General features: G+C 64.8%; 21 protein-coding genes and 1 pseudogene. 6 read left to right on the top strand and 16 right to left on the bottom strand.

Going from position 1 to position 25,504, the window contains the following annotated elements; all coding sequences use genetic code 11:
• Nucleotides 1-21 precede the first annotated feature (21 nt).
• From K359_RS0111370 to K359_RS0111350, 5 genes and pseudogenes are all read right to left on the bottom strand, one after another.
• On the bottom strand, nt 22-1,431 hold the full coding sequence (locus K359_RS0111370; protein ID WP_029079458.1) for a GntP family permease: 1,410 nt from the start codon (nt 1,429-1,431) through the stop codon (nt 22-24).
• A 207-nt stretch (nt 1,432-1,638) separates the two neighbouring features.
• Nucleotides 1,639-3,081: a sigma-54-dependent Fis family transcriptional regulator gene (locus K359_RS0111365; RefSeq protein WP_051346092.1), complete on the bottom strand. Its 1,443-nt coding sequence runs from the start codon at nt 3,079-3,081 to the stop codon at nt 1,639-1,641.
• Between the two features lie 250 nt (nt 3,082-3,331).
• Nucleotides 3,332-3,754, bottom strand: coding sequence for a PaaI family thioesterase (locus K359_RS0111360; RefSeq protein WP_029079456.1), 423 nt, complete (start codon nt 3,752-3,754; stop codon nt 3,332-3,334).
• Between the two features lie 10 nt (nt 3,755-3,764).
• Nucleotides 3,765-4,932 (bottom strand): annotated as a pseudogene (locus K359_RS51700) (CaiB/BaiF CoA transferase family protein).
• Nucleotides 4,933-4,999: 67 nt separating this feature from the next.
• Nucleotides 5,000-5,701, bottom strand: coding sequence for a haloacid dehalogenase type II (locus K359_RS0111350; protein WP_029079455.1), 702 nt, complete (start codon nt 5,699-5,701; stop codon nt 5,000-5,002).
• A gap of 95 nt (nt 5,702-5,796) precedes the next feature.
• Here K359_RS0111350 and K359_RS0111345 point away from each other — a divergent pair, with 95 nt between their 5' ends.
• Nucleotides 5,797-6,699 (top strand): LysR family transcriptional regulator, encoded by a 903-nt coding sequence (locus K359_RS0111345; protein WP_029079454.1) that lies wholly within the window; start codon nt 5,797-5,799, stop codon nt 6,697-6,699.
• Here the strand turns inward: K359_RS0111345 and K359_RS0111340 are convergent.
• From K359_RS0111340 to bioB, 5 genes are all read right to left on the bottom strand, one after another.
• The gene (locus K359_RS0111340; protein ID WP_029079453.1) at nt 6,696-8,105 is read right to left on the bottom strand and encodes an MFS transporter; all 1,410 of its coding nucleotides are present in this window, start codon (nt 8,103-8,105) and stop codon (nt 6,696-6,698) included. The genes K359_RS0111345 and K359_RS0111340 overlap by 4 nt on opposite strands.
• Before the next feature lie 177 nt (nt 8,106-8,282).
• The gene (locus tag K359_RS0111335) at nt 8,283-9,545 is read right to left on the bottom strand and encodes an adenosylmethionine--8-amino-7-oxononanoate transaminase (RefSeq protein WP_029079452.1); all 1,263 of its coding nucleotides are present in this window, start codon (nt 9,543-9,545) and stop codon (nt 8,283-8,285) included.
• Nucleotides 9,542-10,174 carry a dethiobiotin synthase gene (bioD, locus tag K359_RS0111330; RefSeq protein ID WP_029079451.1) on the bottom strand — a complete coding sequence of 211 codons (633 nt, stop codon included), beginning with the start codon at nt 10,172-10,174 and terminating at the stop codon, nt 9,542-9,544. Before bioD ends, K359_RS0111335 begins: the two co-directional genes overlap by 4 nt.
• Nucleotides 10,171-11,325 carry an 8-amino-7-oxononanoate synthase gene (locus K359_RS0111325; RefSeq protein ID WP_029079450.1) on the bottom strand — a complete coding sequence of 385 codons (1,155 nt, stop codon included), beginning with the start codon at nt 11,323-11,325 and terminating at the stop codon, nt 10,171-10,173. The genes bioD and K359_RS0111325 overlap by 4 nt, the downstream gene beginning before the upstream one ends.
• Nucleotides 11,326-11,390: 65 nt before the next feature.
• The gene (gene bioB / locus K359_RS0111320; RefSeq protein WP_029079449.1) at nt 11,391-12,386 is read right to left on the bottom strand and encodes a biotin synthase BioB; all 996 of its coding nucleotides are present in this window, start codon (nt 12,384-12,386) and stop codon (nt 11,391-11,393) included.
• A gap of 123 nt (nt 12,387-12,509) precedes the next feature.
• On the opposite strand from bioB, the gene K359_RS0111315 reads away from it, so the two are divergent.
• Nucleotides 12,510-13,148 (top strand): GntR family transcriptional regulator, encoded by a 639-nt coding sequence (locus K359_RS0111315; protein WP_029079448.1) that lies wholly within the window; start codon nt 12,510-12,512, stop codon nt 13,146-13,148.
• 35 nt (nt 13,149-13,183) lie between these two features.
• Here the strand turns inward: K359_RS0111315 and greA are convergent, their stop codons facing one another.
• From greA to K359_RS0111295, 4 genes are all read right to left on the bottom strand, one after another.
• A complete protein-coding gene (gene greA, locus K359_RS0111310) occupies nt 13,184-13,666 on the bottom strand; it encodes a transcription elongation factor GreA (protein ID WP_029079447.1) in 483 nt (160 codons plus the stop codon).
• A gap of 79 nt (nt 13,667-13,745) precedes the next feature.
• Nucleotides 13,746-16,892, bottom strand: a complete 3,147-nt coding sequence (locus K359_RS0111305) for an efflux RND transporter permease subunit (RefSeq protein ID WP_029079446.1) — start codon at nt 16,890-16,892, stop codon at nt 13,746-13,748.
• Nucleotides 16,889-18,124 carry an efflux RND transporter periplasmic adaptor subunit gene (locus tag K359_RS51695; protein ID WP_035976495.1) on the bottom strand — a complete coding sequence of 412 codons (1,236 nt, stop codon included), beginning with the start codon at nt 18,122-18,124 and terminating at the stop codon, nt 16,889-16,891. The genes K359_RS0111305 and K359_RS51695 overlap by 4 nt, the downstream gene beginning before the upstream one ends.
• 376 nt (nt 18,125-18,500) lie before the next feature.
• Nucleotides 18,501-19,637, bottom strand: coding sequence for a hypothetical protein (locus K359_RS0111295; protein WP_156928450.1), 1,137 nt, complete (start codon nt 19,635-19,637; stop codon nt 18,501-18,503).
• Between the two features lie 533 nt (nt 19,638-20,170).
• Between K359_RS0111295 and K359_RS51690 the strand changes: the two genes are divergently transcribed.
• Nucleotides 20,171-21,283, top strand: coding sequence for a helix-turn-helix transcriptional regulator (locus K359_RS51690; protein WP_035976467.1), 1,113 nt, complete (start codon nt 20,171-20,173; stop codon nt 21,281-21,283).
• Nucleotides 21,284-21,298: 15 nt separating this feature from the next.
• On the opposite strand, the gene K359_RS0111285 is transcribed toward K359_RS51690, so the two are convergent.
• Nucleotides 21,299-22,066: a dienelactone hydrolase family protein gene (locus tag K359_RS0111285; RefSeq protein ID WP_035976466.1), complete on the bottom strand. Its 768-nt coding sequence runs from the start codon at nt 22,064-22,066 to the stop codon at nt 21,299-21,301.
• A 232-nt stretch (nt 22,067-22,298) separates the two neighbouring features.
• On the opposite strand from K359_RS0111285, the gene K359_RS0111275 reads away from it, so the two are divergent.
• From K359_RS0111275 to K359_RS0111265, 3 genes are read left to right on the top strand one after another with little or no spacing between them, the layout of a single operon-like run.
• Complete coding sequence (locus tag K359_RS0111275) at nt 22,299-22,652, top strand: hypothetical protein (protein WP_029079443.1); 354 nt, start codon at nt 22,299-22,301, stop codon at nt 22,650-22,652.
• A 12-nt stretch (nt 22,653-22,664) separates the two neighbouring features.
• Complete coding sequence (locus tag K359_RS0111270; protein WP_029079442.1) at nt 22,665-23,306, top strand: glutathione S-transferase family protein; 642 nt, start codon at nt 22,665-22,667, stop codon at nt 23,304-23,306.
• A 7-nt stretch (nt 23,307-23,313) separates the two neighbouring features.
• Nucleotides 23,314-23,826 (top strand): DUF1697 domain-containing protein, encoded by a 513-nt coding sequence (locus K359_RS0111265; RefSeq protein ID WP_029079441.1) that lies wholly within the window; start codon nt 23,314-23,316, stop codon nt 23,824-23,826.
• Between the two features lie 147 nt (nt 23,827-23,973).
• Here the strand turns inward: K359_RS0111265 and K359_RS0111260 are convergent, their stop codons facing one another.
• Complete coding sequence (locus tag K359_RS0111260; protein ID WP_029079440.1) at nt 23,974-25,212, bottom strand: threonine ammonia-lyase; 1,239 nt, start codon at nt 25,210-25,212, stop codon at nt 23,974-23,976.
• Nucleotides 25,213-25,504: the final 292 nt, after the last annotated feature.

The raw sequence follows: 25,504 nt of genomic DNA, 5'->3' as shown, positions 1-25,504 counted from the left end.
CGAATTCAATCGGAACGGGCTCTAGACCAACCCGGTGACGTAATAGACCGCGATCACGAAGAACACCGCCAGCGTCTTCAGGCAGGTCACCGCAAAGATATCCTTGTAGGACTGCTGGTGCGTCAGCCCGGTCACCGCAAGCAGGGTAATGACGGCGCCGTTGTGCGGCAGGGTGTCCATGCCGCCGCTCGCCATCGACGCGACGCGGTGAAGCACCTCGGGCGGGATGTGCGCCGCCTCCGCCATGGCGATGAAATCCTTTGCCATGGCGGCGAGCGCAATCGACATGCCACCCGAGGCCGAGCCGGTGATGCCGGCAAGCGAGGTGACGGTGATGGCTTCGTTGACGAGCGGATTTGGGATCGTCTTCAGCGCATCCTTGATGACGATGAAGCCGGGAAGCGCCGCGATCACGCCGCCGAAGCCATATTCGGACGCGGTGTTCATCGCCGCCAGCAGCGCACCGCCGACCGCGGCCTTGCTGCCCTCGGCGAAGGTCTTTTTCAATTTTGGAAACGCGAATGCGAACACGGTGAGAATGCCCGCGATCAGTGCGCCCTCCACTGCCCAAATCGCCTTGATGCTGGCGATCGGCGTGGCAATCGAATGGTCGAGCGCGAGCGTCAGATCGTAGCTCGTGCCATAGACACGCTCGATCAGGCCGCCGAACACGCCGGGAAAGCCCCCGAGCAGCAGGTTGACCACGAACACCACGATCAGCGGCAGAAAGGCGACCGCCGCCGGCGCCAGTTCGGTGGTATCGACCGGTGGCGGCTCGTTGCTGTGCCCCTCACCATAGCCCTCGCCGGCAGCCACCGCCTGGCGTCGACGCCATTCAAGATAGAGCAAGCCGAACACGAAGATGAAGATCGCACCGATCGTGCCGAGGATCGGCGCGGCGCCGTTGGTGGTCTTGAAATAGGTGGTCGGAATGATGTTCTGGATCTGCGGGCTGAACGGCAGCGAATCCATCGTGAACGAAAAGGCGCCGAGCGCGATCGTGCCGGGAATCAGACGCTTTGGAATATTGCCGGCCCGGAACATCTCGGCGGCGAACGGATAGGCGGCGAACACCACGACGAACAGGGAGACCCCGCCATAGGTGAGCACCGCGCAGACCAGCACGATCGCCAGCATCGCACGCTGGCTGCCGACGAGACCGATCACCGCCGCCACGATCGATTTGGAGAAGCCGGAGAGCTCGATCACCTTGCCGAACACTGCGCCCAGCAGGAACACCGGGAAATACAGATTCGCGAAGCCGACCATCTTGTCCATGAAGAGACCGGTGAAGGCGGCCGGCACCGCGCCGGGATCGGTCAGCAGCACCGCACCCATCGCGGCGACCGGCGCGAACAGGATGACGCTGAAGCCGCGATAGGCGACGAACATCAGGAAAACGAGCGCGGCCAGTGCGACCAGAAAGCTCATCTGTTTCTCTCCCGGGGTGTTGTTCTTTTCGGACTCTTCTTGCGCATTCGAGATGCGTCATCCCGCGAGCAGAGCAAGCTCCAGGCCAGTTGCCTCGCGATGATGCAAAATGCTTGAAATTCCGGCAATTCGGCCGGCAGCCGGTTGGTCGGGGCTGTGAGTTGCCTGTCAACTTTCCGAGACTCGCGACAGTTTCAGTCTCGATCGTCAGACAGGCGAGGAGTCCGATGCGGCCAGCCCGAACTTGGCGAGCTTCTTGTAGAACGTCGCGCGCGAGATGCGCAGCATCCGGGCCGCTTCCGCAATCTGCCCGTTGGCGGCCGCAAGCGCGCCTTCAAGCGTCCGCTTCTCAAATGCAGCCTCGGCCTGGGCATAAGGGACGACTGCGCCCGCCGCCTGCGGCGCGGCGCCCCTCTCCTCGGCGCCAACTGACAGGATACGGGCGAAGTCATCGCCGGCGAGGCGGCCCGAGTCGCTGAGAATGAGGGCGCGCTCCAGCACGTTGCGCAGCTCACGGACGTTTCCAGGCCAGTCATAGCAGGCGAGCGCGGCGAGGCCCGACGGCGTGATCTTGGCGTTGAGGTAATCGCCGGAGCGGACGATGTCGTCCAAAAGCCTTGCGCAGATGTCCGGAAGATCACCGGCGCAATCGCGCAACGGCGGCAGCGCGATCGTGAGCACGTTGAGGCGGTAGAACAGGTCGGCGCGGAAGGTGCCTTCGTTGACGCGCTTCTGCAGGTCGACGTTGGTCGCAGCGATGACGCGGACGTCGACTTTCGTGACCTTGTCGGAGCCAACCGGCTCGATTTCCCGCTCCTGCAACACGCGCAGCAGCTTGCTCTGCAGTTGCAGCGGCATTTCACCGATTTCATCGAGGAACAGCGTGCCGCTATCGGCGCTCCTGAACTTGCCGTCCCGACCTTTGCGGTCGGCGCCGGTATAGGCCCCCGGCACTGTCCCGAAGAACTCGGACTCGATCAGCGTATCCGGGACAGCGGCGACATTGACGCTGACGAAGGGTCTTTCGGCGCGCGCCGAAGCGTTGTGGATGGCCTGCGCCAGCAGCTCCTTGCCGGTTCCGGTTTCTCCGGTCAGCAGAACCGTCACATTCTGGCGCGCCGCCCGGCGGGCGAGGTCCTTGGCGCGCCCGATGCGCTCCGTCTTGCCGACATAATCATCGAAGGTAAACCGCGCGCTGCGCGGTTGCGACAATTGCCGTTTCGCCAGCCTGAGGTCGCTTTCGAGTTGGCCCATCCGCGCGATCAGCGGCTTCAAATTGTCGAGACGGTCCGACAGCACGAAGCCGATCGCGCCGATGACGTTCCTGTTCTCGTCCTCGATCGGCATGCGCGTCACCACAAGCTGCTCGCCACCGAGTTCCATGATATCCAGCAGGATCGGCTCGCCGGTGTCGGCCACGCGGCGCATCAGGCTGTTCGGGATGATCTCCTCGATGGGGCGTCCGATCGCCTCGGAGACGTGTCCAAGGCGAAGCGAGTGAAGATATTTTTCATTGACGTAAACGACGCGCCCGTCGCGATCGATCGCGATGGCGCCTTCGCAGAGATCATCCAGGCGCTCAAACAGCGTTTCCATGGCGCGTGCGCGGATGGTCGCGGGATCGCTGACGATGGGCTGGCGATCAGACATCGGTTGCGAATGGCCCTTCAACAATGAGCGAACGCGGATGGTGACCCATGCGTCCCGTCCCACGCTCCACTTGTCTCCAGAAGGGGTTGGACCCGCGAAGCTGACTGGTTTGCGGCAAATCTAGCAGGAGATTGCATGATTTCACATCAGCGCCGGACAAAACTTCGCGGTCGGCGCAGCGCCGCAACTGCATCGTCAGCGCGATAATTATATCGCCATTTCAATAGTATAAGCATCCAGCCGCGGCCCGTCAGCTTCGGCTCAGCAGCTGCCAGGTCGATGTGGCATGCGCGATCGGCTCGCCGGCCGCGTTGGAGGCCTGGGACTGCAGGAAGAAGGTCTTCCGGCCCTTCTTCAGAAAGCTCGCATGGCAGGTCACGCGCCCTTCGCGGACAGCGCCGAGATACTGCACCTTCATCTCGAGCGTGGTGCCGGGACCCGCGACGTGGTTGACGAGATGCCCCATCGAAATGTCGAGCGCCGTCGCGAGAACCCCGCCATGCAGCGTCCCTTGCGGGTTGAACAGCGGCCTCTCGACGTCGAAGGACACGATGCACGTCTCGCCCTGGTAGGTGATATCAAGTCCGAACAAGCGGGACAGGAAGAACGACCCGAATTCCTGCCGCTCATCCTCGACGGCGCGACGCAACATCTGCTCGGCGATATCTCTCATGGCGATGCTCTCATGACGACGCTCTCTTGGGCGATCGCACGAAGTTCCGTCCAAACTCTCCGAACGCACCTTCGGCCGCGAATCTCTCAAGCCGATCGTCGGTCCAGCCGACCCATTCCGCAAGCACCTCACGAGTGTGTTCGCCAAGCATGGGTGGAGGCGTGGAAGGCGCGGGCCGTTCATCGCCGAACCGGGTCGGCCTGGCGATGAACCTCACGTCCCCCGCGGCCGGATGGCTGACGGTCTGGACCATTCCCCGCTGCGTGAGTTGCGGCGTCTCGCAGACTTCGCCGACCGACTTGATCGCGCCGCAGGGAATGCCCGCTGCGCCGAGTGACTGCAGCCAATCGGCGGGTCTTGCTGGCGAAGATCGGTGAGAGGATCGCGACGAGCTCGTTTCGGCTCGCCGCGCGTTTCGGGGCGGTTGCGAAGCTGATGTCTTCGATGAGGTCCGGACGGCCGATGACGTCGCAAAAGGCCATCCAGAACTTGTCGTTGGCGACCCCGACATTGATCCAGCCATCGCTGGTCTCGAACGGCTCGTACGGGCTGATGGTCGGATGGACATTGCCCCTGCGCTTCGGACTTTCTCCCGAGGCGAAGTACATGCCGGCGTTGAACGTCAGCAGCGACGCCATGGCGTCTAGCATCGAGACGTCGACCCGCCCGCCCTCGCCAGTGCGGCTCTTCCGCATCAGGGCCGCCAGCACCGACTGCGAGGCGTACAGGCCGGTGACGAGATCGGCGATCGAGGTGCCGACCTTGGTCGGCGGTCCGTCCGGATCGCCGGTGATGTCCATGACACCGGATTCGCCCTGGAGAATCAAATCGTAGCCGGGACGTCCGGCGTCGGCACCGGTGCGGCCGAACCCCGAGATGCTGCACAGGATGATGTCGCCCTTGCGAGCGCGCAGCGCGTCGAAGCCGAGACCCCATTTGTCGAGCGTACCCGGGCGGAAGTTCTCGATGACGACGTCCGCCACGGAGGCAAGTTCGAGCACCGCGTCGCAGCCCGCCGGCGACTTCAGATCGATGGCGCAACTTCGCTTGTTGCGGTTCACTGATAGGAAGTATGCGCTCTCGCCGCCGATGAAGGGCGGCCCGTAGCGACGGCTTTCGTCGCCTTGCCTGGGATCCTCGACCTTGACGATGTCGGCGCCGAGATCGCCGAGCTGCATCGTGGCAAAGGGGCCGGAGACCACCCGGCAGAGGTCGAGGACCCTGATGCCCGACAGCGGCTCGCGATCAGACGATCGCATCGGCGAGGTCCTTCATCGTCGGCACCAGGATGTCGGGCTGGTGCGGGGTGATGCCGAACGGGCGGCTGCGCCGGTCGATGAAGGCCGTCCGCATGCCGGCGGACTTGGCGCCGATGCAGTCGAAGGCATGATTGGCGACGAACAGCACTTGCTCGGGCTTCACGCCCATGATCTCGGCCGCCTTGGTGTAGGTCGCGACATGCGGCTTGAACGAATTGGCTTCGGTCACCGAGATCACGCGGTCGAACGGGACCTTGTGATATTGCTTTGCGGTTTCGAGCATGTCGGGATCGCCGTTCGAAAGCACCACCAGTTTGTATTTGGCTTGCAGCCGCGCGAGCGCTTCCGGCACCTCCGGAAACGGCACCAGCTTCTCGATCTCACCGACGAGGTAGCACACATCGTCCATCGTGTGGTCGATCCCGGCGCGGTCCATCACGTGGGACACCGCGCGGTGCCCGATCTCGCGATAGGGCGTGTGCTCGCGATGCAGCAGCGCATCGATCATCGAATTCTCGAAATGCGTGCGGCGCCACCACGTGACGAAGGAATCCGGATCGCCCTTCCAGCCCTTCTTCGCAAGGAACGGCGCCGCGATCCTGGTCAGGCCGCCCTGCATGTCGACCACCGTGCCGTACTGATCAAACATGCAGATCTTCACGTCGCGCTTGATTGTCTCAAAGCTCATGGGTGCCTCCTTGGTTCAGACCCACTGATACTCCGCGGGATCACCATGGATGAAATGGATTTGTGATCTCTCACTATTCACGATATGAATGGCGGATGAACCTTCGATCCATCGACCTCAACTTGCTCGTCGCACTGGACGCGCTGCTGACCGAGCGTCACGTCACCAAGGCCGCCGATCGTGTCGGCCTCAGTCAACCGGCGATGAGCAACGCGCTCAACCGGTTGCGCGCGATGTTCGCGGACGAACTTCTGGTGCGGACGACGACCGGGATGCAGCCCACGCCGCGCGCGACCGAATTGGCGGAGCCGCTGCGCCAGGTCCTGCGCCAGGTCGAGCGCGTGATGGCGAGCGATGCCGGCTTCGACCCAAACCGGACCGAACGCACCTTCACGATCAGGATGTCGGATATTCTCGCGTGCCTGCTGCTGCCGAGACTCGCCGCGGCGCGGCCGGCGGACGGGCGGATCTCCTACAACACGATCCATCTGTCGCCCTCCCTGACGATCGATGCGCTCGAGCGCGACGAGATCGACGTCGCGGTCAGCATGGGTCTCGAGCACTCCGCATCGATCCGCTCGGAGACGCTGCTGCGCGACCGTATGGTCTGTCTGATGCGGCGCGGTCACGAGATCAAGCGCGGGCGGTTGACCTTCGAGCGCTTCATCGCGCAGGAGCACATGAAGGTTTCGATGAGTCCGACTGATCTGCGGTTCGTCGACGATGTGCTCGCCGAACGCGGCCATCGAAGACGCATCGCCCTGAACGTACCGCATTGGCTCGTCGTGCCCCACGTTCTGAAGAAGACTGACCTGCTCGCGGTGATGCCGCGGCACCTCGCCGCCGTGCTGATGGACGATGAGCTGCGGATGGAGGACCTGCCGTTCGAGTCCGCGCCCTTCGACTGGATGTTGTACTGGCATCGCAGATACGACCAGAGCAATGCGAATGGCTGGCTCCGCGACCGGCTCAGGGCGGCCTGCTCCGATCTAGGTTAGGCGCCGATGTCCGCTGGTCTACGCGCGATCGACCGCTCACTTCCTGCGTCAGCGTCCACGATCGCTGACGCATCCTCCAGCGATCGTCCCTTGGTTTCGAAACCGAACATGAGGAAGACCACGGCCTGGAAGACGAGGATGCCGGCCAACGTCGTCAGCACGCCGGTCAAGCCTTGCCAGGCGAAGATCGCGACCACGACGTATTGAACCAGCGCGGTCGCGATGCGTCCGGACGTGGCGCAGATCGCCGTGCCGCGCAGCCGGTAGCGGGTCGGGAACAGTTCCGGGACGTGCATCGCAAACCCGGTCGCCAGCATGACGTAGATCGCGGTGACGAGCAGGAAGCCGACGCCTGCGAGCGCAACGCCGTCCGGCATGGTGGGATAGGCGATACCGAGCGCCGCTGCCGCAATCGACGAGCAGACGATCGACAGCCGGCGCCCGAGCCGGTCCGCCAGCACGAGGCCGATCAGCGATCCGACCGGCCCGCCCAGGGCCATCACCGTGGTGTAACCCAGCGAGGAGACCACGCTGTGGCCGCCCTTGATCATGAAGGTCGGAAGCCAGCCGATGAACCCATAGAGGCTGAAGCCGACGACGATGTGCAACAGGCTACCGAGCAGCGTGCGGCTGAGATATGGCGGCTGGAACAGGCGCCACACCGGGCCGGGAGGCTGCTGCTCCGTCGCGCCGGCGGCGACCGGAGCCAGCGCGCCCTTGCGCGCGGCCTCCGCCTCGATTGCCGCGAGAATTTTCTCGGCTTCATCGGCGCGGCCGTTGGCGGCGAGCCAGCGTGGCGATTCCGGCATCGACTTGCGCAGGACCCAGACGATCATCGCGAGGACGCCGACGAGCGCGAACATGTAGCGCCATCCAAGCGTCGGGATCACCCACAGGCCGATCATCGACGACGCGAACAGCGAGAAGTTGGTGATCACGGCCAAGAGCCCGATCCAGCGTCCGCGCGAGGCGGCCGGCACAAACTCGGTCAAGGTCGCGTAGCCGACCACGATCTCCGCGCCGAGGCCAATGCCGATGATAAAGCGCAGGCCGATCAGGACGGTCATGCTGGGCGCGAAAGCCGCCGCGATCGACGCCAGGCCAAAGATCGCGAGGTTCATCTGGTAGGAGAAGCGCCGACCGAAGCGGTCGCCGAGGATGCCGGAGAACCAGGCACCGATCGTCATGCCAACGAAGGTCGCGGAGACGAAGGCGGCGTTGAGCTCGAGAGTGGACCAGCCTTCCTTGAGCACGGTCCCCAGCACGCCGCCGGCCAGATAGATGTCGAAGGCGTCGAGGAACATGCCGGCGCCGATCAGCGCCAGGATGCGCCAGTGGAATCCACAGATCGGCAGCCTGTCGAGGCGTGCGCCCGCGTTGATGTCGATGTCGGCGGATCGCGCCATGCCAAACCTCCCTGCCCGGCCTTTCGGGAGCCGGATGTTCCATCATTGATTGATGACGCGCAGGGGGTGGTCGTCCAATTCAAATCGAAAATTCGACTATTTGGCGCAGTGATGAAGCTGACGCGCGATAGTGCGCGGCGATCTCACTGATGTTGGCGACTGCAGCCGCAAGACGCGTCAGGCCAACGCGTCGGCCGCAGCCCCGATGCCAGCGTAGATCTCATTGAGATCCGCCTCCGTGACGCAGTAGGGCGGCATCACGTAGATCGTGTTGCCGAGCGGTCGCAGCAGCAGGTTTCGCCGTTCGAAGAAGGCCAGAAGTTTTGGGCCGATGCCTGCGAGATAGCCCGCATCGTTTGCCTTAAGATCGAGTGCGGTGACGGTGCCGGTGCGGCGGACGTTTTCGAAGCGCGGATCGGCGCGGAAGGGTGCGATCAGGCGCTCCTGCATCGCGGCGAGCGACGTGACGCGCTCGTGCGCGCCGTGTTGCCAGAGCTCGAGATTCGCTTTTGCCGCGGCGCAGGCAACCGGGTTCGCGGTGTAGGAACTGGAATGGAAGAACATCCGCGATCGATCGCTGGAATAGTGCGCATCGTAGATGTCGGCGCGGCACAGCGTCACCGCGAGCGGCAGCGATCCGCCGGTGAGGCCCTTCGAATAGCAAGCGATGTCAGGCGTGACGTCCGCCTGCTCGCACGCGAACAAGGTGCCGGTCCTGCCCCAGCCGGTCATCACTTCGTCAGCAATGAACAGCACGCCAGCGGCCTCGCAGATGCGCTTCATTTCCTTCAGCACCCAGGCGGGATACATCAGCATCCCGCCGGCGCCCAGAATCAGCGGCTCGACGATGAACGCGGCCGCGTTTTCCTTGCTGCATGCGGCTTCCAGCGCATCGAGCGTCGCCTGCTCATGCCCGGTGGCAGGAAACGGGATCGAGGCAACGTCGAACAGCAGCGGTTCGTAGGCCGCATTGAACACGCCGCGCGCGCCGACCGACATCGTGCCCACGGTGTCGCCATGATAGGAGTGCTGCATGACGATGATGCGCGTGCGCGGCACGCCGATATTGTGCCAATAGCCGAGCGCCATTTTCAGCGCCACTTCGACGCTGGTCGAGCCAGAGTCGGAGAAGAACACATAGTCGAGGCCATCAGGCGCAAGCTTCAGGAGCTGCGCGGCAACCGCTTCGGCCGGATCGTGGGTATGGCCGGCAAAGATGATCTGGTTGAGCTGCTCCGCCTGGCTCTGGATCGCGCGCACGATATGCGGATGGCAATGGCCGTGGGTCACGACCCACCAGGATGCGATCGCGTCGATGATGCGGCGGTCATCCGCGGTGTAGAGGTAGGCGCCCTCGCCGCGCACGATCCTGGTCATCGGGCCGTGCAGCGCGTGCTGGGTGAACGGGTGCCAGATCGGCGACTTCTTTGGTGACGTCATGGATTGAAATCGTCGTGGCGGAACGACGCCTTGAACGCGGCCTGCAGCGTGTCCGCCGCAAGCGGCGCAAGCCAAGGCATCCGGCCGAGCCGCTGGACCTGCCCGATCTGGCAAATCGCCCGCTCGCTCTCCGGATTGCTGTCGCCGATGAAGGCGATGCCGAGAAGATCGATCCGGCGCTTGCGCAGCGCCTCGATCGACAGCAGCGAGTGATTGATGGTGCCGAGCGCGGTGCGGGCGCAGAGCACCACCGGAAGCCGCCAGCGCTCGAAGATGTCGATATATAGCGTGTCGTCATTCAGCGGCACCATCAGCCCGCCGGCGCCTTCGATCACCAGCGGCCGGTCACAGGTCGCGGGCACATCGAGCGCAGCCGGATCGATGCGCACGCCGTCGATCGCGGCGGATTGATGCGGCGACGCCGGCGTTCGCAGCCGATAGCGCTCGGGCACGATGCGGTCGGGCGCAAGACCGCCGAGCCGCGCCACCAGCTGCGCATCGGTCTCTTCTTCAAGTCCGGACTGCACCGGCTTCCAGTAGTCCGCGCCGAGGAAGCCGGCGAGGCCTGCGGAGAAGATCGTCTTTCCGATCCCGGTATCGGTGCCGGTCACCACGATCCGGCTGGTCATCGCGACCAGCCCTTAGTCTCCTCGACCAGCGCATCGAGCAGTGCGCGCACGTCGCCCTCGTCGACATTGAGGGTCAGTGCAATGCGCAACCGCGCGGTTCCCGCCGGCACGGTCGGCGGCCGGATGCCGCGGATGTCGAAACCACGCGCCTGCAATGCTGACGCGAGTTGCATCGCGCGCGCATTGTCGCCGACGACATAGGGCACGATCTGCGAGCGCGACGGACTTTGCCAGCCGCGCAGATAGAGTTCGCGATGCGTGAACGCGACCAATTTTGCGAGGCGCTGCTGATGCTCGGGCTCCTCCTGCAGGATCAGAAGCGCCTCGCGCACGGCAACAGCCACAAGCGGTGACGGCGCGGTCGCGAAGATGAACGGGCGGCAGCGATTGACCATGAAGTCGCGCAGCACGGCGGACGCGGTGACCAGCGCGCCGGCGGCACCCAGCGCCTTGCCGCAGGTATGAACGATCACGAGGTTGTCGCGTCCCTCATAGGGCGCCGTCAGCCCACGGCCCTGCTCGCCATAGACGCCCGTGCCGTGCGCCTCGTCGACCATCACGAATGCGTCGTGCCGTTCGGCGATCGCGACGAGATCGTCGAGCGGCGCGATATCGCCGTCCATGCTGTAGACGCTTTCGACCACGATCCAGACCCGGCCGGTCCCGCCCTGGGCGCGCCAATCGCGAATGGTATCTTCGACCGACCCGGGATCATTGTGTTCACTGAACCGGAATTCGGCCCGGCCGGCACGCGCGCCTTCATGGATGCTGGCATGCACCAGCGAATCGAGCACCAGCAGGTCGCCGCGCTGCGGCAGCGTCGTCAGCACGGCAAAATTGGCGACGTAGCCGCCGCCGAAGAACAGCGCGGTCTCGGCGCGGAAGAACCTGGCGGCCTCGGCCTCTAGCCGTTCGTGCTCTTCGCAATTGCCGCGCAGCAGCCGCGAGCCGCCGGCGCCGATCGGCGTGCCGGCCTCGAGCGCGGCCGCAACTGACTGCTTGATGCGCGGCGCGCTCGCCAGCGCCAGATAGTCGTTCGATACCAAATCGATGCCCGCGCGCGGCTTGAGGCCGCGCAGCCGATCGTCCTTGCTCAGGGCATGCAAGGCCGCGGCGTAATCAGCGACCTTGGCCGCATGGATTGCGCTCATGCTTCACTCACAGGAAGATTGTCGATTGCGCACAACCAGCGTTGCGCGCTCGCCGAAGTTTGCGGTTAGGCAAGACGGGACGTGATGCCGAGCCGATCCAGCAGATCGGCGTCGCGATCGCGCTGCGGGTTCTTGGTGGTCAGCAGCACGTCGCCGATGAAGATCGAATTGGCGCCGGCGAGGAAGCACATCGCCTGCAGCTCATCGGTCATGTATTGCCGCCCGGCCGACAAGCGGACCACGCTGTTCGGCATCATGATCCGCGCGGTGGCGACCAGCCGCACCAGCGCGATCGGATCGGGCCGCTCCGCGGTGTCGTTGACCGGCACGCCCTTGACCTCGTTCCACAGATTGATCGGCACGCTTTCCGGATGGCTGGGCAGATTGGCGAGCAGCATCAGCATGCCGAGCCGGTCTTCAACCTGCTCGCCCATGCCGATAATGCCGCCGCAGCAGACCTTGATGCCTGCGTCGCGCACATGCGCCAGCGTATCGATGCGGTCCTGCAAGGTGCGGGTGGTGATGATCTTGTCGTAGAACTCCGGCGAGGTATCGACATTGTGGTTGTAGAAATCGAGCCCGGCCTCGGAGAGGCGTTCGGCCTGACCAGGCGTCAGCATGCCGAGCGTGACGCAGGTCTCCATGCCCAGCCCCTTCACCGCGCTGACCATGTCGCAGACCTGATCGAGATCGCGGTCCTTGGGACTGCGCCAGGCGGCGGCCATGCAGAAGCGGCTTGCGCCGGCATCCTTGGCGCGCTGCGCGACGGCGACCACCTCATCCCGCGGCATCAGGCGGGTCGCCTTCAGGCCGGTGTCGTAATGCGCGCTCTGCGAGCAGTAGCCGCAATCTTCCGGACAGCCGCCGGTCTTGATGCTGAGCAGGCTCGCGGTTTCGACGTGGTTCGGATTGAAGTTGGCGCGGTGGACGCTTTGCGCTTGAAACATCAGGTCGGCGAACGGCAAATTGTAGAGCGCTTCGGCCTCGACGCGCTCCCAGGTCTTGCGCAGCGGGGCGCTGCTGCTTCTGTCGGTCCGTTCGATTTCCACCACATCAACCATCGGGCTTGCCTTCTCGTTTGCTATGGATCATAGATAATATGATCTGTTATCTATGATCATTGACTTAGAATGATGCTAGCCGAGGTCGAGCGGATGCGCATCCGTTTTTGTGATAGATAATCTATGGTCAGCGAAGCAGAGAACACGACCACCGCCGGGCGCATCGCCGGCGCGATCGGCGAGCGCATCATCAGCGGCGGATTGCTGCCCGACGCCCCGCTCCGGCAGGATCATGTCGCGCGGGAATTCCACTCCAGCCACGTGCCGGTGCGCGAGGCCTTCAGGCAATTGGAGGCGCAGCACCTTGTCGTTGCCGTGCCGCGTCGCGGCGTGCGGGTTGCTCCACTCGACACCAAATCGGTGAAGGAGATCGCCGAGATGCGCGCCGCGCTCGAGGTGGTCGCGTTCCGCAATGCCGCCCCGAGGTTCACGTCGGCGCATCTGGCGCGGATCGAGCTCGCCTTGATCGAAGGCGACAATGCCGAGACGGTTCAGGATTTCGAGATGGCCAATCGCGCCTTTCATCACGCGCTGGTGGCGCCGTGCGCGATGCCGCGGCTGCTCGCCAGCCTCGACGGATTGCAGCTGGCCAATTCGCGGCTCGTGTTCGCGATGGCGCGCAACGCCGGCTGGCGGCCGCGGCCCAGCCAGGATCATCGCATGATCCTGCAGGCCGTACGTGCGCGCAACATCGAGCAGGCCTGCAGCCTGCTCGCACGCCATATCCAGACGATCGAGCGTCTTGCGTTGCCGGCGGCGTGATCTGGGATTTGCAATCGCTTGCGGGTCGCAGGCGGCTAGGAGATCGCCACGATCTCCAGCTCCTGATCGCCCGACCCGACGATATCGCCCACGGCTTTGCCCATCAGCGATCTCGCCACCGGCGCGACAAAGGAAATCGAGCCGGCCTTCGGATCGGCTTCGTCCTCCCCGACAATGCGATAGGTCTGCACCCGCCCATCGGCGCGGCTGAACGTCACGGTGCTTCCGAACGCGACGGTTTCGGTCGAGCCAGGCTCAGGGACCACCTGCGCCGTGCGGAGCCGTTCCGTGAGATAGCGCGTGTCGCGCAACGGAACGGCCGACTGCCGTCGCCGTTCGTTGACGTCGTCCAGCTGCTGCGCGATCTCCAAGGCCTCGCGTGCCTCCTGGAGCTGGCGCTCCAGCGCCTTGCGTCCTGCCTCGGTCACCAGATTGGGATGCGGCGAAATCGGACGGTCCGGCAGCAGCGTCTCGGACGCGGTCTCGGCACTTTCTTCCTTGGTGAAGGCAACGCTCAATCCAGAACTCCGTCAATGAGGCAGGCAGTATAGCCCCGCCTTATCAGCCCCGCTAATGCGCGATGGGATTAGGTTGGATCTAATGCGCCGCGGGTTGCTCCGTCTTGCCCCTACGCCCGAAGCGGTTCTTGGCAGCCTCGCGCCAGCGCTGGATGGTGACGTAAAGCATCGGCACCAGGAAGATGCCGATCGAGCTCGCGGCGAGCATGCCGCCGAACACCGCCGTGCCGACTGCACGGCGGCTGATTTCCGCGGCGCCGGTCGCGACCACCAGCGGCACCAGGCCCAGGATGAAGGCGATCGAGGTCATCATGACCGCACGGAAGCGCATCTGCGCGCCCATCATCGCGGCCTCCGTGATCGGCCTGCCGGCCTCGCGCTGCTCCTTGGCGAATTCGACGATCAGAATGCCGTTCTTGGCGGCGAGCGCGATCAGCACCACGAGGCCGATCTGGCCATAGAGATCGAGGTTCAGGCCCGCAAGCTTGATGCCGAGATAGGAGCCCAGCACGCCGACCGTGACCGACAGCAGCACGGGGATCGGAATCGTCCAGCTCTCATACAGCGCCACCAGGAACAGATAGGCAAACAGCACCGCGAGCGCGAGGATGATGCCGGTCTGGCCGGAGGCCGCCTGCTCCTGATAGGCAGTGCCGGTCCATTCGTAGGAATAGCCCGCCGGCAGCGTCGTCTTCGAGAGTTCAGCCATCGCGGCGATCGCGGTGCCAGACGATACGCCGGCCGCCGGACCGCCATTCACCGTGACCGAACGATAATTGTTGTAGCGCGTGATCACCTGAGGGCCGGTGACGATCCGCAAGGATGCGATCGAGCGGATCGGCACCATCTCGCCGCCGCTGTTGCGCACATAGATCTGCCAGATGTCGGGGATGTCGGCGCGGTTGGCCGCGTCGCCCTGCACATTGACCTGCCAGGTGCGCCCAAACAGGTTGAAATTGTTGACGTAGATGCCGCCGAGCGTGGCCTGCAGCGCGGTGAACACGTCGGCCATGTTGAGGCCGAGCGCCTGCGCCTTGGCACGATCGATATCGAGGAAAATCGATGGGTTGGTCGCGGTGAAGGTCGAGAACACGCGGGTCAGCCGCGGATCGCGGTTCGCCGCGGCGATGAGCCCGCCCATCACGCTGCCGAGCGCGGCCGGGTCCTGCCCCTCGAGCGCCTCGAGCTGATATTCGAAGCCGCCGGAGGTCGAGAGCCCGATGATCGGCGGCAGGTTGAACGGCAGCACCGAGGCCGAACGGATCTGCGATCCCGCGATGAAGGTCTGCCGGATCGCGGCCTGCACGGAATCGGTGACCGCCTTGCGGTCCTCGAACGGTTTCATGCGCGCCACCATGAAGGCGGAATTGGGCTCGTTGCCGCCATCGAGCAGCGAGAAGCCTATGATCGACAGCACGTGGTCGATCGCCGGGTTCTTCTTCAACAGCGCCTCGACCTGCTTGGTGACCTCGCTGGTGCGCGCCACCGAGGCGCCGTCAGGCAGCTGCACCGCGATGAAGAACGCGCCCTGGTCTTCCTCGGGCAGGAATCCGGTCGGCGTGATCTTCGATACGCCGAACACCGCGCCGGCAAACACCAGCACCGCGACCAGCGACAACACCGCCACGCGGACCAGCCGTTGCACCACGCCGGCATAGCGGTCGCGCACCCAGTCGATGCCGCCGAGCACCCGTCCCATGATGCCGCGGCGCGGCCCGCCATGGCGCAGGAACACGGCGCACAATGCCGGCGACAATGTCAACGCGTTGAGCGCCGAGATCACCATCGCCGCACTGATCGTCACCGCGAACTGGCGGAACAGCGTGCCGGATATGCCGGGGATGAACGCAATCGGCACGAACACCGAGAGCAGCACCAGCGAGATCGCGATGATCGGCGCCGTGATCTGCGCCATCGCCTTCTTGGTGGCGTCGGCCGGCGACAGCTCCGGCTCCTCTTCCATGACGCGCTCGACGTTCTCGACCACGACGATGGCGTCGTCGACCACAATGCCGATCGCAAGCACCATCGCCAGCAGCGAGACCGTGTTGGCGGAATAGCCGAGCGCCAGCAGCACCGCGAAGGCGCCGATCAGGCTGACCGGAACCGCGACCGCCGGGATCACCGTGGCGCGCAGATTGCCGAGGAACAGGAACACCACGATCACGACGAGCACAAAGGCCTCGCCGAGCGTCTTGATCACCTCCTTGATCGTATCGGAGACGAAGGTCGTGGAGTCGTACTGCACGAGATAGCTCAGCCCTGGCGGAAACCGCTCCGACAGCCGCGCAAGCGTGGCCTGCACGGCCTTGGCGGTGGTCACGGCGTTGGCGCCGGGCGCGAGATAGATGCCCATCGGCACGCCGGGATTGCCGTCGATCCGCGATTCCGAGTCCATGTTCTGCGCGCCGATCTCGACGCGGGCGACGTCCTTGATCCGCAGCACCGATCCGTCCGGATTGGCCCGCAGCACGATGTTGCCGAACTGCGTCGAGGTGGTCAGGCGGCCCTGGGTCTGCACGTTGAACTGGAACTGCTGGTCGTTCGAGATCGGACGCGCGCCGATGCGGCCGACCGGCGCCTGCACGCTCTGGGCGCGGATCGCGGCGATCACGTCCGACGGCGCCAGATTGAGGCTGGTCAGGCGCTGGGTGTCGAACCAGATCCGCATCGAATAGTTCAGCTTGGCGAACAGCGACGCCTGGCCGACGCCGGGCGTGCGCGAGATCGCGTCCAGCACATTGATGATGGCGTAGTTGGTGATGAACAGCGGGTCCTGCTCGCCGCTCTTGCTGTACAGCACGATGAACTGCAGCACCGCCGAGGATTTCTTCTGCACAGTCAGGCCTTGCGCCTGCACCTCGGTCGGCAATTGCGCGAGGGCGCTCTGCACCCGGTTGTTGACGTTGACGGTGTTGATGTCGGGATCGGTGCCGAGCGCGAGCGAGACCGTCAGCGTATAGCTGCCGTCATTGCCGCTGGTCGACTTCATGTAGAGCATCTTGTCGACGCCGACGACCTGCGCCTCCAGCGGCTGGGCGACGCTGGATTCGACCACCTCGGCCGAAGCGCCGGGGAACACGGCCGAGACCGTGACCTGCGGCGGCACGATGTCCGGGAACTGGGCAACCGGGATCTGCATCATCGCCAGCACGCCGGCGATCGTGATCACGAAAGCGATGACGATCGCAAGCCGCGGACGATCGACGAAGACAGCGGAGATCATGGATTGTTGCCCGTCGATTTCGGCGTGCTGCTTGCGCCGCCGTCCGCCGAGACCTTCATGCTTGACTGGATCAGCGCGCTGGCGGGCCCCGGCGCGACCACCTCGCCCGGCCTGACCTTCTGCAATCCCTCGACGACGACCTTGTCGCCGAGCGCGATGCCGCTCGTCACCGCCGCAATCGTCGAGGTCGATTGGCCAAGCTGGATCCGCTTTTGCTCGGCCTTGTTGTCGGCGCCGACGACGTAGACATATTCACCCTGCTGATCCGACAGCACCGCCGAGCGCGGGATCGCCAGCACCTCGACCGGCTGCACGCCTTCCAGCAGCACGGTCACGAACTCGTTGTCGGTGAGCTCACGGACCGCACCGCCGGCAGCGACGGACGTGTACGTCGACGGGTTGGGAATGGTGCCGCGCAACGAGATGGTGTCGGTGTTCTGGGTGATTGTGTTGTTGACGAAATTCAGCTCACCAACCTGATTGTAGAGCCGGCCGTTTGTCAAACGCACGCGGATGACGACGGCCTTGAAGCCGCCGCGGGTCGCGTAGCGGTCGCGCAGATCGAGCGCCTCGCGCACCGGCACAGGGAAGGTGACATACATCGGGTCCTGGCTGACGATGGTCGTCAGGGTTCCCGAACTCGGCGTCACGACGTTGCCCTCGGTGACCGCGGTGCGCCCGATCCTGCCGTCGATCGGCGAGTGGATCTCGGTGTAGTCGAGATTGATCTGGGACAGGTCGACCTGGGCCTGCGCGGCCTGCACCTGCGCCTCGAGGCTCTGCTGGTTGGCGACCGCCGCATCGACGCTCGATTGCTGGCCGGCCGGTCCGCCGAGCAGGGACTTGGCGCGATCGGTAGTCAGCTTGGCGTTGACCAGGGTCGCCTGCAGTTGGGCGACCTGCGCCTTCTTCGATGCAAGGTCGGCCTCGAACGGGCCACGCTCGAGTTGATACAGCAGGTCGCCGGCCTTGACTTCGGAGCCTTCGACGAAGTTCCGCTTCTCCAGGAAGGCGGTCACACGTGCCACCACGTTGACGCGGTTGGGGGCCTCGATGCGTCCCAGAAATTCATTGGTTTCGGTGATCGGCCGCTTCACCGCCTCGAACACGCCGACGGCAGGAGGCCCGGGTGGGCCCGCCTGAGCATGCGCCGCCGAAATCCCGATAGCCGCCAATCCCGCCGATACCAGAAGCCCTGCCAATCCCCCAAGCATTCGTTCCGGACCACTCATGCTGTCCAACCTTTCGGCTACCAACAAGCTCTACCAGACGTCGAGTTCCCTCAGACCGGGAAGGTCAGGATGGGCAAGGTGCATTGCAGGAGATCATAACGCGCCCAATCCGACAATCCTGGAACCGGATCGCCCCGTTGCGGTGATCCCGACGACACGCCACTGTGAGAAAGCGCCGCGACGCTGCAATGACACGGCGATCACGGCCACACCGACAGGCCCGGTGCACCGTACGCTCCCGTCAACGTGATGAGGCGTTGCTACCTGGGTACGGCCAGGTGGCGCACTGGTGCCGGCAGACGATTGCTGCGGACAGTTGCCCAATGCTTGCGCATGTTCGACGGCGAATGGAAGGGCGTGGCGTCGCCCATTCCGCTCACAACGCGATGGCGTTCTTCAAACGGGAAATCTCTTGATAAGCGGGCGACTCCAGATGTTGGTACAGCCATGGCCGCGCGCGCTCGCCGCTGGCCTCGTGCACGCCGTCGAAGATGCCCATGTCGATCGCATGCGGGTGATCAGATGATGCGTAGACCGACTGCATTTCCGCGAACTTCTCGTCCCGCCCCAGTTCCACCGTGTTGCCGCCGTCGCGGCTGCCAATCTCGACGAACAGCGGACACGGGCATATCAGATAAGCCAGCTCTGCGCCTGTGTACCTGGCGCGGCTGCTGCTGAAATGGATGTAGGTCGCAAGTTCGACGCCGAGATTCTTGCTGATGACGGACGACATCAGAAGCTTCTTCTCGTCGCGCATATATCCGGAGACGACGGTCGGCCGCATCCGTCCGGTGGCGGCCTCCAGATGGAGCACGAGAAACGCGCCCCACGACACCCCATACACGCCGACGTTCAGGCCGGATGCTCCTGTCAGCTTCCGGCAGACGATTTCGCCGGCGTCGATCGATGCGCACGACACGTTGTGCGCGGAGACGCCATGGGATGCCAGCATCGCGGCGATGTTGTTCTGACTTGCCTGATCGCCGATCTGGACGATGTAAGGACACCAGACGACATAGCCGTCCCGGCACAGGCTCTTGCCGAGCGCGTTCATGTAGTCGTTGTCGGCATCATCGAAGCAGCGCTCCGGCGTGCTCGCCATGCCGTGGCCGAGCAGGATCAATCCCTTGAACTCTCCGTCGGGAATGCCAAGGCATCCGCGCACCGGTACGCCGCACTCCAGATCGAACTCGACCTTCACGACCGAGAATCCGTCCGCCGGCGCGCGCCAGAGAATCCGGATCTCGTCGCGCGACGGCCGATAGAGCCGCGGTCCCTGGAAAAGAGACCGCATCTCGCGTCGGATTTCCGGGCCGGTTGCGACCGCGCGCAGCTTGCCGCTTGTCGCGATATCGAAGAACGACCGGCAGAACTTGTCGTAGCCAAGCGTCGGCAAATCGATATTCGCGCATGATCCCCTGCAATGACTCAGCGCCAGCGTGTTGTTGCCGGCAACCGACGAGGGGCCGACCAGCGTCATCAACAATCCGGAAAGAGCCCTGCGGCTGATCATCGGCCCTCCCCGAGCCCGCTTGCGGTTCGATTGAATGAGACAAGGTGGCCCTAGCTGGCGCCACAGACCGCGCGGACACAAATTAAAGGATGTTCATCGTCGAATGATCGCGCGCGGCGTTGCAATCCCGCCACGCTGGAAGGCCGAACGCATCGACGATACACGCCGAATGCGTTTCGAGACGCTTCAGGATATTTCTGACTGTCACGCGGCTTCAATTCCGCCATACAAGGCGGAGGCTCCATCGCCGGACTTCGATTGTCGGGTCTTGATCGTCAGGTCTTGCTTGTCGGGTTTTGGGATTGACCTCAGCGACTTTCGGCCGGCCGCGGAGCGAGCCGCAGCCAAACGAGCAACGCCCGGCACATCTGCGCGAGGGTCGCAAACAAGACCGGCGAAACGCGGGGATTCACCATGATACCCTTCGACGCACCGGAATAGCCCGGACTCGTGGGCTCGGCCGAATTGCTCTACGCAATATTTCCGAGGCCGAAGGGTTTATCTATTGGTTAACAAGTTTTCCGGGATGGCCGATGACGAACGATCTGCACGAGCGTCTGATTGAACTGGCCTACGAGGCCGCCGTCCTCCCCGAGTTGTGGCCGAACGTCCTGCATCAGGTCGGCGAGATCGCGCGTGCGCGCGGTACCGTGCTGCTGACGGCGGCTCCGCATGACGTCCGATGGATCGCATCCCCCGACATGCACGACGACACGGCGGCCTATGTCGAAGGCGGCTGGCACCAGCGCAATGGGCGGTTGCCGCGCCTGCTCGCGGCCAACCATGCCGGCTTCCTGCGCGACATCGACGTGTTCGATACGCCCGAGGAGGTGCAGCAGGATTTCCAGATCCGCGAATTCTTCCGGCCGCGTGGGCTCGGCTGGGGTGCCGGCACCGCAATCCCGGTGCCGAGCGGCGACATGCTGATCTACAGCGTCGAGCGCGAATACCAGCACGGGCCGATCGAGCGCGAAGCGATCGAGCAGCTCGATGCGCTGCGCCCGCATCTGGCGCGTGCCGCATTGCTGTCAGCCCGGCTCGGGATGGAGCGCGCCAGGGCGGCAACCGAGTCGCTGGCGATGCTCGGACTGCCCGCGGCCGTGCTGCGGCGCGGCGGCCGCCTGATGGCGGCCAACACGCTGTTCGACCGCCTGGTGCTCGACGTGATGCAGGATCGCGCCGAGCGCCTGGCGCTGGCGGCGCCCACCGCCGACGCGCTGTTCGCCCAGGCGCTTGCAGCGCTGGATCACGGGCTGATCAGCGTCGAGGTCCGCTCGGTGCCGATCGCGGCACAGGACGATCGCCCACCGCTGATCGTGCATCTGATCCCGATTCACGGTTCGGCGCGTGACCTGTTCGATCGCGCGCTGGCGATCGTGATCGTGACGCCGGTGGTACCGGCCGAGGTGCCGACTGCGGAGGTGTTGCAGGGCCTGTTCGACCTGACGCCGGCGGAAGCGCGGGTCGCGCGCGGCATCGGCGAGGGACGAACCGTCGAGGCGATCGCCATCGCCTTCGGCATCTCCCGCGAAACCGTGCGCAACCAGCTCAAGGCCGTGCTGGCGAAGACCGGGCTCGGCCGGCAGGTGGAGCTGGCCGGACTGCTCGCCGGCGCCAAGGTGCCGCCGGGTCCGTCCGCGGACTAGCTCGGCCATCAGGCCTCAGGCCACGTTCAGGCGCGCCTGGAAGAAGCCGGCAACACGGTTCACTGCGTCGGCGGTCATTGGATCATTGTCCGCAAAGTCGAAACCGTGCGCCTTGCCCGGGTATCGGACGATCTCCGCCGCGGCACCGACCGACTTGCCGAGACCGACAAGCTCCTCGCCCTTGGCGAGCGGCACGTTGCGGTCGGCCTCGCCGTGCAACTCGATCATCGGCGGCAGATGCTTGACCTCTGGCACAACCTTGTCGGGCATGCCGCCATACAGCACGGCCAGCGCAGCCACCCGCTCGTCGCGGGCCGCCGCTGCCGCGGCAACGTAGCCGCCGAGCGAGAAGCCGAGCAGCCCGATCCGGCCGGAACTGTCCGCGCCCGCCAGCACCGCGGTCACTACGGACGAGACCCGCGCGGCCCAGGCGTCGAAACGCCCGGTCTCATAGGCCTCGCGGATCACGTGCGTGTGCATCGTCTCGAACGCTTGCTCGTCGGCCGGCGTGTAATAGCGAACGAAATAGGCGTCGATGCCGTCCGCGGTCAGCGCATTGGCATAGCGTTCATAGGCCCGCGGCCTGAGATCGAAGCCGCGCGAGCCGTGCAGGACAAGCACGGCCGGCCGCTTGCCGGTGCGCCCGGAAGCAAAATGGTTAAGCGCGACGCGGCCCTCACTGGCATCGACGCTCAGCGTCTCGGCCGGCACCGCCGCAAGCGAGGGCGATGCGGCCAGCAGGGCAAGGCCGCCAAGCAGGCTCCTTCGGCTGATTGCGTGCATCGAAACCTCGATTGGACTGCGCCGCCCCTCGTCAGGCCGCGCCGCTATATCATGCCGAACGGCGCGCCCGATAGCCTTGCCGGTGATGCCGGCATGGTCGCAGCAGACGGTGGCGGCATCCGCCGGCGATCGATAAAGGACCAGATGTTCAAACGGCGCCGGTTGCGCTAGTGATAGTTCCCCTCCCTCCGTGCGCCCGCCCGGCGCCTGTCCAGTCAATGAGTGCATCTGAATGGCCGAAGCCGACCTCGACGCCGTGATCCGGCAAACCGCAAGAGCGCAGACCAAAGCCGTGATGGCGGCCGCGAAGAAGCGCCAGGCCGTCTGGGTCGCGCGCGCGGCCAAGGCCAAGGACAAGGAGACCAAGGCGCGCTTCCGCCACCTCGCCAAGAGCACGATCCTGAACGCCACCGCGACCGCCAAGCGGTTGCAGAATTCGGCGGAGAATGCGGCCGACGCCTATGCCCGCGCCATGAAGAAGGCGATGGAAGAGCCGGCGCCGGCCAAGAAGCCCGAGAAGAAGCCTGAGAACAAATCTGAGGCGAAATCGGAGAAGAAGCCCGCGAAGAAGAAAGCGGCCGCCTGATAAGGAGCACGCATGCTCACCGTCCACCATCTCGGCAAGTCGCAATCGGAACGGATCGTCTGGCTGTGCGAAGAGCTGGAGATCCCCTATGAGCTGAAGTGCTACGCGCGCGATCCCGTCACGATGCTGGCGCCGGCCGACTACAAGGCGCTGCACCCGATCGGCACCGCGCCCGTCATCACCGACGGCCAGCTGGTGCTGGCCGAGTCCGGCGCGGTGGTCGAATACATCCTCGCCAAATATGGCAACGGGCGGCTGACGCTGAAGCCCAGCGATCCCGATTTCGCCCAATTCCTGTACTGGTTTCACTTCGCCAATGGCACGCTGCAGGCGCAGATGGGCCGCAGCATGATCCTGAACCGCCTCAACCTCGCGGCCGACAATCCGATGCTGGTGGCGACCAAGGCGCGGGTCGACCGCTCGTTCGATCTGATCGAGGCGCGGGTCGGCGGCGCGCGCTATCTCGCGGGCGACGAATTCACGACGGCCGACATCATGATCGGCTTCTCGCTCACGACCATGCGCTATTTCCTGCCCTACGACCTCGGCCGCCGCCCCAACATCAGGGACTATCTCGGCCGCATTGCCGCGCGCCCGGCCTATCAGCGCGCGATGCAGAAGGGCGATCCCGGCATGGCGCTGCTTTTGACGTGAGGCCGTGATGCCGCGTTACGTCGCGCTGTTGCGCGCAGTCAATGTCGGCGGCACCGGCAAGCTGCCGATGACCGAACTGAAGGCGATGTGCGTCGACGCGGGATTTGCCGACGTGCAGACCTACATCGCCAGCGGCAATGTCGTGTTCTCCTCGAAGCTCGCAGCTGCAAAGGTCAAGGCCGCGCTGGAGAAGCGGCTGCACGCCTACGCCGGCAAGCCGGTCGGCGTCGTGGTCAGGAGCGCCGACGAGATCGCCGCGGTGCTGCAGGCCAATCCGTTTCCGAACGAGCCGCCGAACCATACGGTGGCGATCTTCCTCGACGAGCCGCCGGCCAGGAACGCCCTGAAGGACGTCAAAGGCCAGCAGGACGAACAGATACGGCTCGGCAAGCGCGAGATCTACGTCACCTATGGCAGCGGCATGGGCCGCTCGAAGCTGAAGATCCCCGCAGCCGTCCAGGGCACCGCGCGGAATATCAACACGATCGCGAAGCTCGCCGAGTTGACGGCGGGGGATTAGAGAGTTTCTCGGACTATCTGTGAACCGTCATCCTGAGGAGCGCGCAGCGCGTCTCGAAGGATGCACGGCCCGGCTGGTGGCCGATTCATCCTTCGAGACGCCGCTTCGCGGCTCCTCAGGATGACGGATCAAACGCGGGTTACGTCGCTAGCTCTCCCGCACCACGAATCCTTCGGCGTTGAGCCTCGTCAGCACCTCTTCCAGATGGGCGCGGTCGCGGGTTTCGATCACGAGCTCAAGCAGCGTCGCCTTGGCCGGCAGATCGGAGAAGGTGCGCTGGTGCGAGACCTCGATGATGTTGGCGCCGGCGTCCGCCAGCAGGATCGACACCGCCGCCAGCTGACCTGGCCGATCGACGATGTCGAGCGCCAGTTGGGTCAGCCGTCCCTCGCGCGCGAGCTCGCGGGTCAAGACCGAGGCGATCAGCCTGGTGTCGATATTGCCGCCGGTCAGCACCAGGCCGACTGACTTGCCTGCGAAGCGCTTGGGCGCAGACAGCACCGCGGCGAGGCCGGCGGCGCCGGCGCCCTCGACCACCGTCTTCTCGATCGAGATCAGGGTCGCGACTGCGCGTTCGATCTGGTCCTCGCTGACCAGGATGATGTCGTCGACGAGCTCGCGGACGATTTTGGTGGTGATCTGCCCGGGCGACTTGACCGCGATGCCCTCGGCGAGCGTGTCGCCGCGCATCGGCAACTGCTCGCCTTTGACGGCATTGTACATCGATGGATAGAGCTGCGCCTGCACACCGACGATCTGCACCGACGGCTTCAGCGCCTTGGCGGCCGTCGCGATGCCCGAGATCAGCCCGCCGCCGCCGATCGGCACCACCAGGATGTCGAGCTCCGGCACCGCCGCGAGCATTTCGAGCCCGATCGTGCCCTGGCCGGCAATGATCAGGGGATCGTCATAGGGGTGGACCAGAATGAGGCCGTGCTGCGCGGCATGCGCGCTGACGAACGCAAAGCATTCTTCCAGCGTCTGTCCAGTGATGATGACCTCGGCGCCGTGCCGCCTGGTGTTCTCGATCTTCACCATCGGCGTGCCGATCGGCATCACGATGGTGGCGGGAATGCCGAGCCGTTTCGCGTGATAGGCCACGCCCTGGGCATGATTGCCGGCCGACATCGCGATCACACCGCGCTTGCGCTCCTCGGGCGATAGCGCCTGCAGGCGATTGAGCGCGCCGCGCTCCTTGAAGGTCGCGGTGAACTGCAAATTCTCGAATTTGAGGAACAGGCGGCAGCCGCAGATCTCACCCAGCGTGCGGCTCTCGTTGCACGCCGTGACCATGACCGCGCCCTTGATGATTTCGGCGGCGCGGCGCACGTCGGCAAGAGTTACGCTAGCGCCGGTCACGGCGGTGGTATCGGAAGGATGCGGCATCGGGTTTCGCTTTGGTCCGTTTCGTCAGACGGAACCTAGCGGGTTTCGGCGCCGAAAACGACCGCGCTATCGTGCGGTTAACACCTGTTCCTGCGGCTCTTGCTCCGGCCTAGCCGGCCCGGCCAGCTCGATCTCGTCGCATTTCGGGCATACCAGCGCGGTGCGGAAATGCCTGTCGAGCACGATGGTGCGCGTCCTGCCGCACCGGCAGCGCATCGGCTTGTCCATGGGAGATCGGCCCGGGTTCGAGATGCAAGGAAAGCGTGCGCTTAGCTATCTCGATCCGGTTAAC

This window comes from Bradyrhizobium sp. th-b2 (assembly GCF_000426785.1).
GTDB classification, from domain to species: domain Bacteria; phylum Pseudomonadota; class Alphaproteobacteria; order Rhizobiales; family Xanthobacteraceae; genus Bradyrhizobium; species Bradyrhizobium septentrionale.
This window is presented reverse-complemented; position numbering and strand designations above follow the sequence as displayed.

Coding starts and splice junctions, on each gene's coding strand:
- K359_RS0111305 (WP_029079446.1), bottom strand. CDS start 16,892: ATGATCTCCGCTGTCTTCGTCGATCGTCCGCGGCTTGCGATCGTCATC.
- K359_RS0111325 (WP_029079450.1), bottom strand. CDS start 11,325: ATGAGCGCAATCCATGCGGCCAAGGTCGCTGATTACGCCGCGGCCTTG.
- K359_RS0111335 (WP_029079452.1), bottom strand. CDS start 9,545: ATGACGTCACCAAAGAAGTCGCCGATCTGGCACCCGTTCACCCAGCAC.
- K359_RS0111315 (WP_029079448.1), top strand. CDS start 12,510: ATGGTCAGCGAAGCAGAGAACACGACCACCGCCGGGCGCATCGCCGGC.
- K359_RS51690 (WP_035976467.1), top strand. CDS start 20,171: ATGACGAACGATCTGCACGAGCGTCTGATTGAACTGGCCTACGAGGCC.
- K359_RS0111295 (WP_156928450.1), bottom strand. CDS start 19,637: ATGATCAGCCGCAGGGCTCTTTCCGGATTGTTGATGACGCTGGTCGGC.
- K359_RS0111365 (WP_051346092.1), bottom strand. CDS start 3,081: ATGTCTGATCGCCAGCCCATCGTCAGCGATCCCGCGACCATCCGCGCA.
- K359_RS0111370 (WP_029079458.1), bottom strand. CDS start 1,431: ATGAGCTTTCTGGTCGCACTGGCCGCGCTCGTTTTCCTGATGTTCGTC.
- K359_RS51695 (WP_035976495.1), bottom strand. CDS start 18,124: ATGAGTGGTCCGGAACGAATGCTTGGGGGATTGGCAGGGCTTCTGGTA.
- K359_RS0111275 (WP_029079443.1), top strand. CDS start 22,299: ATGGCCGAAGCCGACCTCGACGCCGTGATCCGGCAAACCGCAAGAGCG.
- K359_RS0111360 (WP_029079456.1), bottom strand. CDS start 3,754: ATGAGAGATATCGCCGAGCAGATGTTGCGTCGCGCCGTCGAGGATGAG.
- K359_RS0111350 (WP_029079455.1), bottom strand. CDS start 5,701: ATGAGCTTTGAGACAATCAAGCGCGACGTGAAGATCTGCATGTTTGAT.
- K359_RS0111340 (WP_029079453.1), bottom strand. CDS start 8,105: ATGGCGCGATCCGCCGACATCGACATCAACGCGGGCGCACGCCTCGAC.
- bioD (WP_029079451.1), bottom strand. CDS start 10,174: ATGACCAGCCGGATCGTGGTGACCGGCACCGATACCGGGATCGGAAAG.
- K359_RS0111260 (WP_029079440.1), bottom strand. CDS start 25,212: ATGCCGCATCCTTCCGATACCACCGCCGTGACCGGCGCTAGCGTAACT.
- bioB (WP_029079449.1), bottom strand. CDS start 12,386: ATGGTTGATGTGGTGGAAATCGAACGGACCGACAGAAGCAGCAGCGCC.
- K359_RS0111285 (WP_035976466.1), bottom strand. CDS start 22,066: ATGCACGCAATCAGCCGAAGGAGCCTGCTTGGCGGCCTTGCCCTGCTG.
- K359_RS0111270 (WP_029079442.1), top strand. CDS start 22,665: ATGCTCACCGTCCACCATCTCGGCAAGTCGCAATCGGAACGGATCGTC.
- K359_RS0111265 (WP_029079441.1), top strand. CDS start 23,314: ATGCCGCGTTACGTCGCGCTGTTGCGCGCAGTCAATGTCGGCGGCACC.
- K359_RS0111345 (WP_029079454.1), top strand. CDS start 5,797: ATGAACCTTCGATCCATCGACCTCAACTTGCTCGTCGCACTGGACGCG.